The sequence below is a fragment of the Streptomyces sp. NPDC104307 genome (assembly GCF_055584045.1).
On record NZ_JBVJMU010000015.1, the window covers coordinates 178,731 to 195,355 of the forward strand.

A 16,625-nucleotide genomic window follows, 5' to 3' on the forward strand; every position below is an offset into this window, starting at 1 on the left:
TCATCTGTCATGTGCGGGCTTCGTGCCGTCACGAAGCTACCGTCACCCTCCATAACGCGGACAAGGGACCGAGAGGTTCCTTCCGTCTTTGCTTTCTTTGCCGAACGGTCCTCCGGGCACGACCGCGGTGCCGTCGTAAAGAAGGTGACGAACACCCGGTGGGCCAGGGAACATGGGTGTCATGTCCGGGCCCTATGTCATCCGCGGTGCGGTCTCCCTGCCGGAGGCCGAGCTCATGTGGCGTTTCTCGCGGTCCTCCGGGCCCGGCGGGCAGCACGTCAACACCACCGACTCCCAGGTCGAGCTGCGCTTCGACCTCGCGGCGACCGAGTCGCTGCCGGAGGTGTGGAAGGAGCGCGCCCTGGAGCGGCTGGAGAGCCGGCTGGTCAACGGGGTGGTGTCGGTCCGCTCCTCGGAGCACCGCTCGCAGTGGCGCAACCGCGAGACGGCTGCCGTACGGCTCACCTCGCTGCTGGCGGAGGCCACGGCGCCGCCCCCCAAGCCGCGCCGCAAGCGCAAGATCCCGCGCGGCATCAACGAGCGCAGGCTGCGCGAGAAGAAGCAGCGCGGCGACACCAAGCGCGGCCGCTCCGGGCGCGACTGGTGAAGCCGTGGCCGGTGGCCGGTGGCCGGTGGCTGGGTGGCCGGTCTCAGCCCAGCTGCCGGTAGCGCCCCCGGAAGTACGTCAGCGGGCCGCCGTCCTGCGTCGGCAGCTGCGCACTGAGCACCCGGCCGATCACCAGCGTGTGGTCACCCGCCACGACGCGCTGCTCCGTACGGCACTCCAGCGTGGCGAGCGCGCCCCCGGCCAGCGGCGCCCCCGTGATCTCCCCGCGTACATAGGGGATGTCCTCGAACAGCAGCCGGTCGCTGATCCGGCCCTTCATGGCGAACCGCCCGGCGATGTGCCGCTGGCTCTCCGACAGCACGGAGACGGCCCACAGCGGCTGCTCCGCCAGCAGGTCGTCCATCCGTGAGTCGTTGCGCAGGCTCACCATGACCAGCGGCGGGTCCAGCGAGACCGACATGAAGGCGGTCGCGGTCATCCCGACGTCCTCGCCGCGCCCCTGCTCGTCGAGCGGCGGCTCCTGGGCGGTGACCAGCACCACGCCGGCGGCCAGTCGGGCAAGGGCACCACGGAACTCGTCGTTGCTCACCCCCTCAGCATGGGGGACGGGCCGGGAACGCGGGGTGGGGGGCTTCGTCTGCAACACACCGGGCACGCTAGTCGTGCACGGGCCGGCGGCGCATCGGGCCAGGGAACCAGCCAGGTCCTAGGACCTGGCGGAGAGCTGGAGGTAATCCTTTACTATCTGTTGTGACTTGTCTCACAGAGCGCGATATTTGTTGACCCTGTGTACCGGGTGTACAGCTCACTGTGATTCAGTGGCCGTGACACTGCAGTAAGTACGTCAAGTACGCCGATATGAAACCTGGAGTGCTGTCGAGGTCTCGGGGAGTGCGAGCGATGGAGGCCGAGTCGGAGCCGTACGTCCGTCTTGCGACGATGCGGCAGCTGCACCAGGCCGTGGCCGATCTCAACACGGCGCGGAGCCTGGCCGACACGCTGCAGACCGTGGCCGACGGAATCGTCGCTGGTCTCGGCTACGAGCTGGCCTGCGTCAACCTCGTCCGTCCCGACGGTGACCTCGTGGTCGCCGCCTTCGCCGGGAACAGCGCCGCGGAGGCCCTGATCACCGGCCGCGTCGGCTCCCGCACCTCCTGGGAGCGCCGGCTCGCCATGGGCGAGATATGGGACGAGCTCCGCTTCATACCGCACACCGACGGCTGGGTCCTCCTCGACGACGACGTCCCGCAGTGGTACACCGAGGGCCCCGAGCCCCGCTTCGAGGACGAGTGGCACCCGCAGGACCGGCTCTACGCCCCGATGTACGCCTCCGGCGGCGGCTCCGACCTCCTCGGCGTCATATCCGTCGACCGCCCCCGCAACGGCCGCCACCCCGGCGCCTGGGGCCGCGAGGCCCTCCAGATGTACGCCTCCCAGTCGGCCATCGCCATCAGCAACGCCAGGCTCCGGGCCAACATGCAGCGCGCCCTGGTCCGCCTGGAGCGGGAACAGCAGGCGCTGCGGGCCAGCGAGGAGTCCTTCCGCCAGGCCTTCGAGTACGCCCCCAGCGGCATGGCCATCGCGGAGATGGGCGGCGACCAGCACGGCCGGCTGCTGCGCACCAACGACGCCCTGTGCCGGCTGCTCGGCCGCCCCGCCTCCGTCCTGCGCCGCTACTCCTTCGCGGACCTGGTCCACCCCGAGGACATCGGCACCCTGCTCCGCACCTCCGCCGAGGGCGGCCGTGCCGAGCTGCGCCTCGGCCGCCGGGACGGCACCTACCTCTGGGTCTCGCTGCGCAACTCCGTCGTCGCGGACACCGCGGACGGGCCGCGCTTCCTGCTCACCCACGTCGAGGACATAGAGGAGCGCAAGCGCCACGAGCTGAACCTCGCGCACCGCGCCTCGCACGACGCCCTCACCGGCCTGCCCAACAGCGCAGAGCTGCGCTCCCGGCTCAGCGCCCGGCTCTGCGAGCGCCCGAACGCGATGGCGTCCACCGACGTGCAGGCGCTGGACGCGGCGTACGGCGATGTGGACGAGGCCCGGCTGCACGGCTTCCCCGCCGACGGCTTCGACGCCGGGGCGGGCGTCGGCCCGTACGACCACCATGTGCATTCCGTCGCACCCGACACCGGCCAGGACGACGGCTCGAAGGGCCTCGCGGTGCTCTTCTGCGACCTGGACGGCTTCAAGTCGATCAACGACCGCTTCGGCCACCACACGGGTGACGCGGTCCTCATCGAGGTCGCCCGCCGGCTCACCACCTGTGTCCGCGACGGCGACACCGTCGCCCGGCTCGGGGGTGACGAATTCGTCGTGCTCGCGGACGGGCTGGGCTCTGCGGACGCCGCGGACCTGGCCGTACGCCTGCGTAACGCCATCATTCCGCCCATTCGGGTCGACGGCCGGGCGGTCCGCGTCGGGGCGAGTTTCGGCATCGGCTGGGCCGCCTGCGGCATGACCGCGGAGGAAGTGCTGCGCTCCGCCGACCAGCGGATGTACGTCGAGAAGCGGTCCCGCTCGAAGGTTCACCGGAGGGCCGGCTGACGTTCTCCGGGGCGTTGCGCGGGTACCCCGCCCCGGTCCCCGCCGCACCTTCGGCAATTCTTGGGCTGGTCCGTTCGGGGTAGGCTCGGCCGGTCGGCGTGGGCTGACGGTATACGGCGAGTGGCCGACGACATGGTGAGGAGTGACCCAGGGATGGCCGGGAACAACGGCGCGAGCACACCCGAGGACGACGACCCGTTCGGCTACCTCTACGAGGACGGGCGCGCGGCCGGTGCGCAGCCGCCCGGTCAGGGCGGCCAGGGGGGCTACGGCTACCCGGGCCCCGCCGCGCAGCGCGGTGTCCCGCGTACCTCGTACAACCAGGTGCGGACCGTCGGTGAGCGCCAGTACGGCCAGCAGGTGCCGCAGCAGGGGGCCTACGGCTACCCGCCGCAGGCGCAGAACAACGCCCAGTACGGGCAGCAGCAGGGCCAGTACGGACAGCAGCAAGGCCAGTACGGACAGCAGCAGGGCCAGTACGGGCAGCCGAACGCGCAGTACGCGGCTCCGGAGACGTATCCCGGCGCCCCCACCTCCCAGGTCCCGCACCAGGGCGGCCGCTCCAACGGCGGCGGCCCCGGCAGGGGCGGCCCCAACACCAAGGGCCTGCTGATCGGTGCGATCGCGGTCGTCGCGGTGGTGCTCATCGGCATCGGCGCCGCCCTGATGACGGGCGACGGCGACAAGGGCAAGAAGAACGAGGACGCGGCGTCCTCCTCCTCCGGCGCGGCCGGTGAGGTCGAGGAGTCCCCGAAGCCGCAGCAGTCCAAGACCTCCGAGGCGCCGCCCGAGCTTCCGAAGCAGGACGCGGCATCGCTCAAGCTCGGCGGTGACGCGAGCCTCGACAACACCGTCAAGGGCGCCAAGAGCAACAACGGGCAGTACATCAGCCTCAACGCGGTCGGCAGGTCCGCGACCTGGTCCGTCGAGGTGCCGGAGGCCGGTGAGTACACGCTGTTCGTGACGTACGGGGTGCCGGGCAAGGACGCCAAGACGTCCCTCACGGTCAACGCCGAGGACCCCCGCGACATCAACATGACGAACTTCGCCCACGCCCCCGAGGGCGATCTGGAGAAGGGCTGGACCCGGACGTACGCCTACGTCAACCTCACCAAGGGCGCGAACACCCTGATGATCTCCTGCAACGACGGCGACCAGTGCGATGCCAACCTGGACCAGCTGTCGCTGAAGGCCGGTCACCAGACGCGCTGACGCGCCCGCCCCGCGCATGACGACGGCCCCCTCGCCTTACCGGTGAGGGGGCCGTCGTCGTGGACGCTCAGCCCATCAGCGCCAGGAACCCCGCCACCGTCGCGGCCATCGCCTCGCGGCCCGGGGCGATGTACTTGCGGGGGTCGACGCCCGTGGTGTTCTCGGCGAGGTAGGACCGTACGGCTCCGGTGAACGCGGTGTTCAGGGCCGTACCCACGTTGATCTTGACCATGCCGGAGGTGGCGACGGCCTGGCGGATCTCGTCGTCCGGGACGCCGCTGGAGCCGTGCAGCACCAGCGGTACGGGGACGGCGTCGCGCAGTCGGCCGATCAGCTCGTGGTCCAGGGCGGCGGTGCGCTCGGTCATGGCGTGCGAGGAGCCCACCGCGACGGCCAGCGCGTCGACACCGGTCGCGGCGACGTACGCGGCGGCCTCCGCCGGGTCGGTGCGGACGCCGGGGGCGTGGGCGTCGAGCGGGGCCTCGCCCTCCTTGCCGCCGACCTTGCCGAGTTCGGCCTCGATCCAGATGCCGCGCTCGTGGCCCCAGGCGACGGCCTCCGCGGTGGCCCGGACGTTCTCCGCGTAGCTCAGCTTGGAGGCGTCGAACATGACGGAGCCGAAGCCCTCGTCGTGCGCCTGGTGCAGCAGCTCCACGGACTCGACGTGGTCGAGGTGGAGGGCGAGCGGGACGGCGGAGGTGCGGGCGACGGCGGCGGCGGCCGCCGCGATGGCGGAGAGCCGGCCGCCGTGGAACTTCACGGCGTTCTCGGAGATCTGGAGGATGGCGGGGGCCCCGGCCCGCTCCGCGCCGGTGGCGATGGCCTCCGCGTGTTCCAGGGTGATGACGTTGAAGGCGGCGATCCCGCGTCCCTGGGCCTGGGCGGCGGAGACGAGTTCACCGGTACTGACGAGCGGCATTGCTGACCTCTGTTGATTCCTCGGGCCCGTGGGGGCCCGGTGGGGGTGCGGGGCGGCGCTCAGGCCGCTCCGTCTGCGTGTTCCTCGATGGCGACGCGCGGCAGCAGCTCCTCGTAGGCCGCGCGGTCGAAGTCACCCGCGGTGGGGGCCAGCACGGTCGCCGTCGACAGTGCCACCGCCCGTCGCAGCCGGTCCGGCCAGCTCAGGCCCTCGACGAGGGAGGAGAGCAGTCCGGCCACCGCGGAGTCGCCGGCCCCGGTCGGGTTGCCCTTGACCGCGGCCGGCGGGGAGGCCCGCCAGCTGCCGTCGGGGGTGACCGCCAGCATGCCGTCCGGGCCCAGCGAGGCGATCACCGTGTGCGCGCCTCGGCGGCGGGCGTCGCTGGTGGCGCGGGCGGGTTCGCGGGAGCCGGTGAGCTGGGCCAGTTCGTCGGCGTTCGGCTTGATGAGGTCGGGGCGGGCGGCGATGCCCCGGCGCAGCGGTTCGCCGCTGGTGTCCAGGAGCACCGGTACGCCTGCGGCGCGGGCCGGCCGGATCAGTTCGGCGTAGGCGCCGACGTGTATGCCGGGGGGCAGGCTGCCGCACAGGGCGACCGCGTCGGCGCCGATGAGCAGCTTCTCGTAACTGCGGAGGAAGGCGGTCCACTCGTCGGCGGTGACGTGCGGGCCCGGTTCGTTGAACTGGGTGGTGTCGCCGGTGGTCCCGTCCACGACGGCCAGGGTGCGGCGGGTGTCGCCGGCCACCGGGACGAGCGCGTCGGTGAGGCTCGCCCGGCCGGCCGGGAGGTCCGCGAGCAGTTGCCGCAGTACGGAGCCGGTGGCGCCGCCCGCGAAGCCGGTGACGACGCTGTCGTGGCCGAGGGCCGTGAGGACCCGGGCGACGTTGATGCCCTTGCCGCCGGGCCGCTCGGAGAGATCGGTGACCCGGTGGCTGGCGTGCGGGACGAGGGCGGGTACGCCGTACGTCAGGTCGAGTGCCGTGTTCAGCGTGACCGTGAGGATCACTCGGCCGCCCCCTCGATCGTGCTGAGCGCGGATGCCGTAGCGGAACCCGCTGTTCCTGGTTGGTTCGCGGACGATCATGCCAAAGAGCCGGCGGCGGGCCCAGACCCGGGGGACAACCGCCGTCTCTTCGTTACGTTCTGTCCGCGATTCGGACCGGTGGCCGTCAGGCCGGCACCGGCACCGGCTGGACGACCCACTCGCCCTTGCGCATGACGCCCTTGAGCGAGAAGTCGGCGTCCAGGACGACCAGGTCGGCGTCCTTGCCGGGTTCCAGCGAGCCGACCCGGTCGTATACGCCGAGCAGCCGGGCCGGGTTGGCGGAGATCGACTGGACCACGTCACCGACCGGGATGCGGTCGATGGTGACGGCCCGGTGGAAGGCGGTGTCCAGGGTGAGGGTGGAGCCGGCGATGGAGTTGCCCTCGACGAGCCGGGCGACGCCGTCCTTGACCTCGACGGCGAGCGGGCCCAGCTGATACTGGCCGTCGCCGAACCCGGCCGCGTCCATGGCGTCGGTGATCAGGGCGACGCGGTGGGCGCCCGCGTGGTGGTAGGCCAGCTGGAGGGCGGCGGGGTGCAGGTGCGTGCCGTCGTTGATCAGCTCGACCGTGATCCGCTCGTCCTCCAGGAGGGCGGCGATCGGGCCGGGCGCGCGGTGGCCCAGGGGCGGCATCGCGTTGAAGAGGTGCGTGGCGACGGTGGCGCCCGCGTCGATCGCCTCGACGGTCTGCTCGTACGTGGCGTCGGTGTGCCCGATCGCGGCGATGACGCCGTGCTCGGCGAGCAGCCGTACGGACTCGATGCCGCCGGGCAGTTCGGTGGCGAGCGTGAACATCTTCGCGGTGCCCCGGGCGGCGTCCATCAGCTTGCGGACCTCGGCCGGGTCCGGGTCGCGCAGCAGGCCCTCGCTGTGCGCGCCCTTGCGGCACGGCGAGATGAAGGGGCCCTCGAAGTGGATGCCGGCCAGGTCGCCCTGCTCGACGAGCTCGGAGAGGATGCCGGCCCGTCCGGCGAGGAAGTCCATCTCGCCGGTGACGGTGGAGGCGACCAGGGTGGTGGTGCCGTGCTCGCGGTGGGTGCGGACGCCGGTGAGGACGTCCTCCACGGTGCCGGAGGTGAAGGAGGCGCCGCCGCCGCCGTGGTTGTGCATGTCCACGAAGCCGGGGACGATCCAGTGGCCGGACAGGTCGAGGCTCGGCGCGTCCGGTGCCGGACCGGCGGCGATGCGGTTGCCTTCGATGACCACCCGGCCGTTCTCGACGGTGCCGGTGGGGAGTACCACCCGGGCACCTGCGAGAACTGTGCTGTCTGCGCGTCCGGCCATCAGGCGGATACCTCCGTGGAGAGAAGATCCCAGGCGAGCAGCCCTGCGCCCAGGCATCCGGCGGTGTCCCCGAGAGCCGCGGGGACGATGTGGGGCAGCTTCTGGAACGTGATGCGTTCCTCGACGGCCGCACGGAGTGGTGTGAACAAGGTTTCCCCCGCCTCGGCGAGACCGCCACCGATGATGAGCGTGCGGGGGTCCAGCAGGGTGAGCGCGGTGACGAGCCCGGCGGCGAGGGCGTCCACGGCGTCGTGCCAGACCGCGAGGGCCGCCGGGTCGCCCGACTCCACGGCCTTGGCGCAGTCCGCCGCGTCGGCCTTCGGGTCGCCGGACGCGGTGGCCCAGGCCCGGCTGACGGCGGCGGCGGAGGCCAGCGTCTCCAGGCAGCCGCGCTGGCCGCAGGGGCAGTCCGGGCCGTCCGGGCGGATGACGATGTGGCCGATCTCGCCGGCCGATCCGTGGGCGCCCGCCTCGATGGAGCCGCCGATGCCGATGGCCCCGGCGATTCCGGTGCCCAGCGGGATGAAGACGAAGCGGTCGGCGCCCCGGCCCGCCCCGATCCGGCCCTCCGCGAGTCCGCCGGTCCTGACGTCGTGGCCGAGGGCGACGGGGACGCCGCCGAGCCGCTCACCGAGCAGTCGGCGCATGGGGACGTCGCTCCAGCCCAGGTTGGCGGAGTAGAGCGCGACGCCGTTCTCGGCGTCGACGATGCCGGGTACGGCGACGCCTGCGGCGAGAGCGCTCTCACCGAAGTGCTCCACGCCGTACGCGCGCAGATCCGCCGCGAAGGCGAGGATCGACTCCACGACCGCGTCGGGGCCGCGCTCTCTGCCGGTCGCGCGCCGTGCCTCGTAGAGCAGGGCGCCATCGGCCCCGACCAGTGCGGCCTTCATTCCGGTGCCGCCCACATCGAGGGCGATGACGTGTTTCACGGGAAACAGTTTCGCCCGAGGAACCCCAAAAGGTCTAGTCCACTATCGCTGTTTGTTGCGCATCCATACAAAATCGGCCCGCAACCGGGCGGCAATCAGCCGTGAACGCGCCCGCGTGCGCCCTCGGAGGTCACCCGACAGCCTCTCAGCCCGGCAGGATCACGCTGCGCGACAGGTTGCGCGGGTGGTCCGGGTCGTAGCCCTTCGACTCCGCGAGCGCCACCGCCAGTCGCTGGGCCCGGATCAGATCGGCCATCGGGTCGGCGGCGGTACGGGCCACGAGCGTCCCGCCGACCCCCTCGACCTCGCCCGCCAGCCCCTCGGGCAGCGCGCCGAACACCCAGGCCACCCGGTTCGGCCCGGTGATCGCGATCGGGCCGTGGCGGTACTCCATCGCCGGGTAGGACTCCGTCCAGGCGCCCGCCGCCTCGCGCATCTTCAGCCCGGCCTCCTGCGCCAGCCCGTAGGTCCAGCCGCGCCCCAGGAAGGTCCACTGCTCGGCCGCGACCACCGCCTCCTCCAGCGGCTCCGTCACCGCCAGCTCCGCGTCCACCGCGGCCTCTGCGACCGTCTTCACGCCCGCCGGGAGCGGCCCGGACGCTTCGAGCCCGGCCCGCAGGAAGGCGAGCGCGGTGGTGGCGAACCGGGTCTGCACGACCGACTCCTCATCGGCCCAGTCCAGGACCGCCACCGTGTCCGCGGCGTCCATCACCGGTGTCTTGGGGTCGGCGGTCAGCGCGACGGTCGGCGTCTTCCCGCGCAGCTCGGCCAGCAGCGCCAGCACCTCGCTCGTGGTGCCGGAGCGGGTGATCGCCACGACCCGGTCGTAGGACCGCCCGGCCGGGAACTCCGAGGAGGCGTATGCGTCCGTCTCGCCCTGCCCGGCCGCCTCGCGCAGCGCCGCGTAGGCGATGGCCATGAACCAGGAGGTGCCGCAGCCGGTGACGGCGACCCGCTCGCCCGGACGCGGCAGCCCCTCGGCCACCGCTCCCGCCTCTGCGGCACGCCGCCAGCAGCTGGGCTGGGTAGCAATTTCTGATGCGGTACGGGACATCCGGTACGGCTCCTCGCGGGGATGGGCGCGTATAAAGGTCTGGACCATTAGAGGGTGCTGGAGGGCTAAGGGCCTTGTGCCGGACCCTCGTTGACCGAGACCTACTTAGCAGTCGCTCCGCGTCCCGTGCAATGCTGCTGCGTTGCCGAAGCGATACCGGGGTGGTGTAGACCTCCTCGGAGGCGGTGGGGCAAAATCGCAGCTCATCCGGAGCGCCCCACGCCGACGTGGTGGAGCGGATGGCGCGATCGACAAGAACGGACTGGGTTGTGCAGCGGCGTTACTTGGGACTGACGGCGGCTGTCGCCGCTCTGGGGATGACGGCGGCGCTGTCGGGCTGTGGCGGCGGAAGCGACGGCGGAGACGTCACGCTGAAGCTGGTCGCGGCCGATTACGGCACCGGCGAGGCGAACAAGTCGGACAAGTACTGGGACGGTGTCGCCCGGGGCTTCGAGGCGTCCCACCCCGGCATCAAGGTCGACGTGACCGTCCTGCCGTGGACCGACATCGACCGCAAGGTCGCGGAGATGGTGAAGGCCGGAAAGGCCCCCGACATCGCGCAGATCGGCGCGTACGCGGACTACGCCAAGGCCGGGAAGCTCTACTCGGCCGACCAGATGCTCAGCGTCCGCACCCAGGCCAACTTCCTGCCGGTCCTCGCGGACGCGGGCCGGGTCAGCCAGGTCCAGTACGGACTGCCGTTCGTGGCCAGCACCCGGCTGCTCTTCTACAACAAGAAGCTCTTCGGCCAGGCGGGCCTTGACGCCCCGAAGACCTGGAGCGACATCGCGAGCGACGCCGCCGCGCTCAAGCAGCGCGGCGTGAAGTTCCCGTTCGCGCTGCCGCTGGGACAGGAGGAGTCCCAGGCCGAGACACTGATGTGGCTGCTCAGCGGCGGCGGTGGCTACACCGACGACGTCGGCTCGTACAACATCGACTCGGAAGAGAACATCAAGACGTTCGACTGGCTGAAGTCGAACCTCGTCGACAAGGGCCTGGTCGGTCCCGTCGCCCCCGGCAAGCTCAACCGGGCGAAGGCCTTCGAGGCGTTCACCAGCGGTGACGTCGGCATGCTCAACGGCCATCCGACGCTGATGCAGGAGGCCCAGAAGAAGGGCGTGGACGTCGGCATGGTGCCGCTGCCCGGTATCACCGGGCCGAGCACCAGCTCGATGGGCGTCGCCGACTGGATCATGGGCTTCAAGCAGAACGATCACCGGGTCGAGGTGGGCAAGTTCTTCGACTTCATGTTCAGCGACAAGAACGTCATCGACTTCGCGGACACCTACGACCTGCTGCCGGTCACCGACAGCGCCTCGGCCGCGATGGAGACCGACCCCAAGTACAAGCCGCTGTACAAGTTCCTGGACGCGCTCCAGGGCGCGCAGCTCTACCCGTTCGGAAAGACGTCCTGGGCGCAGGCCAGCGAGTCGATCAAGAAGAACATCGGTGAGGCGGTCGAGCCGGGCGCGAAGCCCGAAAGCGTGCTGGCGCGCATAGCGCAGGAGTCCACGGCGGCGGAGAGCGCGGAGTAGCGGAGCGTGGGTCACGGTCTTCGGGTTCGTGGCCCGCGGGCCGCGCAATATATTGGCTGATATGACCGCCCTCCCCCCGGACTCTCCCGACGAGCCCGCCCCGCCCACTCCCGGACTCTCCGACCGGGACCGCGCGGTGCTGGCCGTGGAGCGACAGTCATGGGCCGGGCCCGGGGCGAAGGAGCGGGCGATCCGGGAGCGGCTCGGCATCTCCCCGACCCGCTACTACCAGCTGCTGAACGCCCTGCTGGACGACCGGCGCGCCCTGGAGGCCGATCCGGTCACGGTGAACCGGCTGCGACGGGTGCGGGAGGCCCGGCGGGGGCGGCGGTGAGGTCCGGGGCGGCCCGGCGACCCCCGGAGGCGCGGCATCACCCGGGGGCTCCGCCCCCGCACCCCCGCGCCTCAATCGCCGGCGGGGCTTGATTTTGCCAGCCGTCCAATCGCTCGCGGGGCTTGATGTGCCCGGCCGTCCAATCGCTCGCGAGGCTTGATTTTGCCGGCCTCTTCGCGTGGCGGGCCGACGGCGGTCGGCCATTTCCAGCCCCTCCGGCGATTGAGGAGCGGGGTGCGGGGCGGAGCCCCGGTCGGGCGCCCGCCCCGGTCTGTCCCGCGCGCAGGCCACCGCCTATAGGCTCGGGCGCATGGGCAGCCACCCGCACACCCCACCCCTGCCGACCCCGACGACCCCCGCCGGACGGGAGGGCCTCGCCGCTCTCCTCGGCCGGCCGGACCGCGCCGTCATCGCGCTCGATTTCGACGGCACCCTCGCGGACATCGTGCCGGACCCCGAACAGGCCCGCGCCCACCCCGGGACCGTCGAGGCGCTCGCCGCACTCGCTCCCCGGGTCGCGTCGATCGCCGTGATCACCGGCCGCCCGGCCGGCGTCGCGGTCCGCTACGGCGGCTTCGCCGGGGTCGCCGGACTGGACCACCTCGTCGTCCTCGGCCACTACGGCGCCGAACGCTGGGACGCCGTCTCCGGCACCGTCCACGCTCCCGCCCCGCACCCCGGCGTCGCCGCCGTGCGGGCCGAACTGCCCGGATTCCTCGACAGGTTCGACTCCTGGCACGGCACCTGGATAGAGGAGAAGGGGCAGGCGCTCGCCGTCCACACCCGCCGCGCCGAGGACCCGCAGGCCGCCTTCGAGGCGCTGCGCGGCCCCCTCGGCGAGCTGGCCGCCCGGCACGGCCTGATCGTCGAACCTGGCCGGATGGTCCTGGAGTTGCGGCCCGCCGGCATGGACAAGGGCGTCGCCCTCACGCGGTACGTGCGCGAGACGGGCGCCGAGTCCGTGCTGTACGCGGGCGACGACCTGGGCGACCTGGCCGCGTTCGCCGCCGTGGAGAAGCTCCGCACCGAGGGCCCCGACGGCACCCCCGGCCTGCTGGTGTGCAGCGGCGAGGCGGAGGTGCCGGAACTGGCCGCGCGCGCCGACCTGTTGCTGCCGGGCCCCGGAGCGGTCGTCGGTTTCCTGTCAGCCCTGGCGCAGCGCCTCTAGCTGGTCCAGGAACCACTGCTGCGGCGGCAGCGCGGTGGCCGCCTCCGCCAGCCGCTCCGTGCGCTCCGCGCGTTCACCGTCCGCCATCGTCAGCGCCTCGTGCAGGGCGTCGGCGGTGGCGGACACGTCGTACGGGTTCACCACGATCGCGTCGTTACCCAGCTCCTCGTACGCGCCCGCCTCCCGCGACAGCACCAGCGCGCAGCCGTGGTCGGAGACGACCGGGACCTCCTTGGCGACCAGGTTCATGCCGTCCCTGATCGGGTTGACGAGCGCCACGTCCGCCAGCCGGTACGCCGCCAGCGAGCGGGCGAAGTCGTCCTTGACGTGGAGCACGACCGGGGTCCAGTCCGCCGTGCCGTGCTTCGCGTTGATCTCGTCCGCGACGCGCCGCACCTCTGCCGTGTACTCCCGGTACACCGCGAGGTCCTGCCGCGAGGGGTAGGCGAACGCGACGTGGACGACCCGGCCGTGCCACTCGGGCCGTTCGTCGAGCAGCGCCCGGTAGGCGAGCATGCCCCGGACGATGTTCTTGGACAGCTCCGTGCGGTCCACCCGCACGATCGTCTTCCGGCCGTCGCCCACCTGTTCGCGCAGCGCCGCCATCCGCTCGTCCACGTCCGGCTCGTGCGCGCGCCGGAGCAGGAAGTCCGCGTCGGCGCCGAGCCCGTGCACGCCGATCCGGGTGCGGCCCGTGCCGCCCAGGATCTCCGTGCAGCAGCCGATGAAGGCGTCCGCCCAGCGGCGGGTCAGGAAGGCCGCCCGGTCGGCGCCGAGGACGCCGTGCAGCACCTGCTCCGCGATGTCGTCGGGCAGCATCCGGAAGTAGTCGACGGGCGCCCACGGGGTGTGCGAGAAGTGGCCGATGCGCAGGTCGGGGCGGAGCTCGCGGAGCATGCCGGGCACCAGCACCAGGTGGTAGTCCTGCACCAGGACCGCCGCGCCCTCGCCCGCCTCCTGGGCGAGCGCCTCGGCGAAGGCCCGGTTGTAGGCCTCGAAGGACGCCCACTGACGGCGGAACTCCGCGTCGAAGACGGGTTCCACGGGGGTCTGGTAGAGCAGGTGGTGGACGAACCAGAGCACCGAGTTCGCGATGCCGTTGTACGCGTCGGCGTGCACGTCCGCGTCGATGTCCAGCATCCGTACGCCCGGCTCTCCGACCCCGCGCCGCACCGCCTCGCGGTCGCCGTCACCGAGCGCGGCGCAGACCCACATCTTGTCGTCCACCGCGCTCAGCCCCGAGACGAGCCCGCCCCCGCCCCGTTTCGCGTCGAGCGAGCCGTCCTCGCCCACTGTGTACGAGACCGGGCCGCGGTTGGACGCGACGAGTACCTGGGCGGCGGGCTGGGGGGCGTGCTCGGAGACCATGCGCGGAATCTAGCCCGATCCCGAACGGTCCAAACGTGCGTGCGGGCCGCGGGGCCCTCTCGGAGGCTGTCGGGTGACCTCCGGCAGGCCTCTCAGGCGGCGCGGCGCGAGACGTACTCCTCGATCTCGCGCATCGGCGGCCGCTCCTCGGTGTCCACCGGGTAGGTGTGCGGCACGAAGCCGTGCTCGCCGCGCTCGAACTGGGTCAGCTCGGGGCGCACCAGATGGCCGCGGGAGAGCCGCAGCGACGCGGTCCGGTAGATGGCCGCCGCCATCCGGCCGAGCGCCCGGCCGTCCTGGTGGCGGTGTTTGCGGACGCCGACGTCGACCTGGGCCAGCGCGTCCAGGCCGACCGTGTGCAGGGCGTCGACGAGCAGCCCCAGCTCCACCCCGTAGCCGACCGGGAACGGCAGCTGTTCGAGCAGTGAGCGGCGTACGGCGTACTCGCCGCCCAGCGGCTGGACGAATCCGGCCAGCTGCGGCCAGTGCAGATTGAGCAGCGGCCGTGCCACCAGTTCGGTGACCCGCCCGCCCTGGCCCGCGGTGTCCCCGAGCGGACGGTCGTACATCGCCTTGACGAACTGCACGGAGGGGTCGGTCAGCAGCGGGCCGACGATGCCGGAGACGAAATCGGCCGAGAAGTCCTTCAGGTCCGCGTCGATGAAGCAGACGATGTCACCGCCGGTCACCAGCAGTGACCGCCACAGCACCTCGCCCTTGCCGGGGACGGCCGGCAGCCGGGGCAGGATCGCGTCCCGGTGGATCACCCGGGCGCCCGCCCGGCGGGCGACCTCCGCGGTGTCGTCGGTGGAGCCGGAGTCGATCACCACGAGTTCGTCGACCAGCCGGACCTTCTCCATGAGCTCGCGCCGGATCGTCCGGACGATGTCCCCGACCGTCGCCGCCTCGTTGAGCGCCGGCAGGACGACACTCACGCTCCCCCGGCGCGGGTCGCCGCTCCGGGCGGCCAGGAGCTGCTCCAGCGGGCGGTCGGCGCACGACCAGGAACGCCTGGTCAGCCAGCGTTCGACCTCTTCCAGCACGGTCGATACTCCCTGTATGTGATCCATCTCGCGGTTCGGACGACTATCTCAACAGTCCGGTGCTTCGGTTACAGTCTGAACAACGCAGATGGCCGTGGCATGCCGGGGTCCATCCGCCGATAAACGCCTGGATCGATGGTCCAGTGCCATAGCGCTCATCCAGAGGGACAGAGGGAACGGCCCGTTGAAGTCCCGGCAACCATCCTGCCGACCGCGAGGTCAGGTGGGGATCGGTGCCAATTCCGTCTTGTGGCGAAATGCGTCACAAGGAAGATGAGGAGAAAGGGCCTCGCCATCATGGCTGTTCAGACTGTTGCAGCAACCACCGAATCTTCCGTGGACCTCGGTCCCGCCGCGGCACTTTCCTGCCGCGAGTGCGGAGAACGATTCCCGCTCGGTCCCCTTTTCGCCTGTGCGACCTGTTTCGGTCCGCTCGAAGTGGCGTACGACCTGCCGACCGGTTCCCCGGACGAGCTGAAGAAGCGCATCGAGGCCGGCCCGGACAACATCTGGCGCTACGCGCCGCTGCTGCCGGTCCCCTCCGACGTCGCGGACAAGCCCAACATCAACCCCGGCTTCACCAAGCTGGTCAAGGCCGACAACCTCGCCCGTGAGCTGGGCGTCACCGGCGGCCTGTACGTCAAGGACGACTCCGGCAACCCGACGCACTCCTTCAAGGACCGCGTCGTCGCGATCGCCGTCGAGGCCGCCCGCGCCTTCGGTTTCACCACGCTCTCCTGCTCCTCGACGGGCAACCTCGCCGGTGCGGTGGGCGCCGCCGCGGCCCGCGCCGGTCTGCGCTCGTGCGTGTTCATCCCGCACGACCTGGAGCAGGGCAAGGTCGTCATGGCCGCGGTGTACGGCGGTGAGCTGGTCGGTATCGAGGGCAATTACGACGACGTCAACCGGTTCTGCTCGGAGCTCATCGGAGACCCGCTCGGGGAGGGCTGGGGCTTCGTCAACGTCAACCTCCGCCCGTACTACGGCGAGGGCTCCAAGACGCTGGCGTACGAGATCTGCGAGCAGCTCGGCTGGCGGCTGCCGGACCAGATCGTCATCCCGATCGCGTCCGGCTCGCAGCTGACGAAGATCGACAAGGGCCTCCAGGAGCTGATCAAGCTCGGGCTGGTCGAGGACAAGCCGTACAAGATCTTCGGCGCCCAGGCCGAGGGCTGCTCGCCGGTCTCCGCCGCCTTCAAGGCCGGTCACGACGTGGTCCGCCCGCAGAAGCCGAACACGATCGCCAAGTCCCTCGCCATCGGCAACCCGGCCGACGGCCCCTACGTCCTGGACATCGCCCGCCGTACGGGTGGCGCGGTGGACGACGTGAACGACGAGCAGGTCGTCGACGCGATCAAGCTCCTGGCGCGCACCGAGGGCATCTTCGCGGAGACCGCGGGCGGTGTGACGGTCGGCGTGACGAAGAAGCTCATCGAGGCCGGTCTGCTCGACCCGACGCTCACCACCGTCGTCCTGAACACCGGTGACGGCCTCAAGACGCTGGACGCGGTGGCCGACACCTCGCAGGCGACGGCGACGATCCGGCCGAGCCTGGACGCCTTCCGCGCCGCCGGTCTCGGCACCGCCGGCTGATCCCACCCAAGACTCCAGGAA

General features: G+C 71.6%; 15 protein-coding genes and 1 riboswitch. Of the genes, 7 read left to right on the top strand and 8 right to left on the bottom strand.

Going from position 1 to position 16,625, the window contains the following annotated elements; translation table 11 throughout:
* Nucleotides 1-172: 172 nt before the first annotated feature.
* Nucleotides 173-607, top strand: a complete 435-nt coding sequence (arfB, locus tag ACZ601_RS30205) for an alternative ribosome rescue aminoacyl-tRNA hydrolase ArfB (protein ID WP_328865984.1) — start codon at nt 173-175, stop codon at nt 605-607.
* A 43-nt stretch (nt 608-650) separates the two neighbouring features.
* Here the strand turns inward: arfB and ACZ601_RS30210 are convergent, their stop codons facing one another.
* Nucleotides 651-1,157, bottom strand: a complete 507-nt coding sequence (locus ACZ601_RS30210) for a flavin reductase family protein (protein ID WP_327338274.1) — start codon at nt 1,155-1,157, stop codon at nt 651-653.
* A gap of 311 nt (nt 1,158-1,468) precedes the next feature.
* Here ACZ601_RS30210 and cdgB point away from each other — a divergent pair, with 311 nt between their 5' ends.
* Both cdgB and ACZ601_RS30220 read left to right on the top strand, forming a co-directional pair.
* Complete coding sequence (gene cdgB, locus ACZ601_RS30215; RefSeq protein ID WP_440576138.1) at nt 1,469-3,118, top strand: diguanylate cyclase CdgB; 1,650 nt, start codon at nt 1,469-1,471, stop codon at nt 3,116-3,118.
* 153 nt (nt 3,119-3,271) lie between these two features.
* On the top strand, nt 3,272-4,330 hold the full coding sequence (locus tag ACZ601_RS30220) for a carbohydrate-binding protein (protein WP_469543956.1): 1,059 nt from the start codon (nt 3,272-3,274) through the stop codon (nt 4,328-4,330).
* Nucleotides 4,331-4,397: 67 nt separating this feature from the next.
* Here ACZ601_RS30220 and ACZ601_RS30225 read toward each other — a convergent pair whose 3' ends face one another.
* The 5 genes from ACZ601_RS30225 to ACZ601_RS30245 all read right to left on the bottom strand — a co-directional run bounded on the left by ACZ601_RS30225 (nt 4,398) and on the right by ACZ601_RS30245 (nt 9,563).
* The gene (locus tag ACZ601_RS30225) at nt 4,398-5,249 is read right to left on the bottom strand and encodes a class II fructose-bisphosphate aldolase (RefSeq protein ID WP_440576140.1); all 852 of its coding nucleotides are present in this window, start codon (nt 5,247-5,249) and stop codon (nt 4,398-4,400) included.
* 59 nt (nt 5,250-5,308) lie between these two features.
* Entirely contained in the window at nt 5,309-6,253 is a 945-nt protein-coding gene (locus ACZ601_RS30230; RefSeq protein WP_469543961.1) for a 1-phosphofructokinase family hexose kinase, read from the bottom strand.
* 163 nt (nt 6,254-6,416) lie between these two features.
* Nucleotides 6,417-7,577: an N-acetylglucosamine-6-phosphate deacetylase gene (gene nagA / locus ACZ601_RS30235; protein ID WP_469543963.1), complete on the bottom strand. Its 1,161-nt coding sequence runs from the start codon at nt 7,575-7,577 to the stop codon at nt 6,417-6,419.
* Nucleotides 7,577-8,509 carry an ROK family protein gene (locus tag ACZ601_RS30240; RefSeq protein ID WP_469543966.1) on the bottom strand — a complete coding sequence of 311 codons (933 nt, stop codon included), beginning with the start codon at nt 8,507-8,509 and terminating at the stop codon, nt 7,577-7,579. The genes nagA and ACZ601_RS30240 overlap by 1 nt, the downstream gene beginning before the upstream one ends.
* A 145-nt stretch (nt 8,510-8,654) precedes the next feature.
* Nucleotides 8,655-9,563, bottom strand: coding sequence for an SIS domain-containing protein (locus tag ACZ601_RS30245; RefSeq protein ID WP_469543971.1), 909 nt, complete (start codon nt 9,561-9,563; stop codon nt 8,655-8,657).
* A gap of 269 nt (nt 9,564-9,832) precedes the next feature.
* Between ACZ601_RS30245 and ACZ601_RS30250 the strand changes: the two genes are divergently transcribed.
* The 3 genes from ACZ601_RS30250 to otsB all read left to right on the top strand — a co-directional run bounded on the left by ACZ601_RS30250 (nt 9,833) and on the right by otsB (nt 12,600).
* Complete coding sequence (locus ACZ601_RS30250) at nt 9,833-11,098, top strand: ABC transporter substrate-binding protein (protein ID WP_469543974.1); 1,266 nt, start codon at nt 9,833-9,835, stop codon at nt 11,096-11,098.
* A 61-nt stretch (nt 11,099-11,159) separates the two neighbouring features.
* Entirely contained in the window at nt 11,160-11,432 is a 273-nt protein-coding gene (locus ACZ601_RS30255) for a DUF3263 domain-containing protein (protein ID WP_469543976.1), read from the top strand.
* 310 nt (nt 11,433-11,742) lie between these two features.
* Nucleotides 11,743-12,600, top strand: a complete 858-nt coding sequence (gene otsB / locus ACZ601_RS30260; protein WP_469543979.1) for a trehalose-phosphatase — start codon at nt 11,743-11,745, stop codon at nt 12,598-12,600.
* Here the strand turns inward: otsB and ACZ601_RS30265 are convergent.
* Entirely contained in the window at nt 12,577-13,968 is a 1,392-nt protein-coding gene (locus ACZ601_RS30265) for an alpha,alpha-trehalose-phosphate synthase (UDP-forming) (protein WP_469543982.1), read from the bottom strand. The genes otsB and ACZ601_RS30265 overlap by 24 nt on opposite strands.
* 92 nt (nt 13,969-14,060) lie before the next feature.
* Nucleotides 14,061-15,011, bottom strand: coding sequence for a glucosyl-3-phosphoglycerate synthase (locus ACZ601_RS30270; protein WP_469544038.1), 951 nt, complete (start codon nt 15,009-15,011; stop codon nt 14,061-14,063).
* A 152-nt stretch (nt 15,012-15,163) separates the two neighbouring features.
* Nucleotides 15,164-15,291: riboswitch (SAM riboswitch) on the top strand.
* 17 nt (nt 15,292-15,308) lie between these two features.
* On the opposite strand from ACZ601_RS30270, the gene thrC reads away from it, so the two are divergent.
* Nucleotides 15,309-16,604 (top strand): threonine synthase, encoded by a 1,296-nt coding sequence (thrC, locus tag ACZ601_RS30275; RefSeq protein WP_440576317.1) that lies wholly within the window; start codon nt 15,309-15,311, stop codon nt 16,602-16,604.
* The last annotated feature ends 21 nt before the right edge of the window (nt 16,605-16,625 follow it).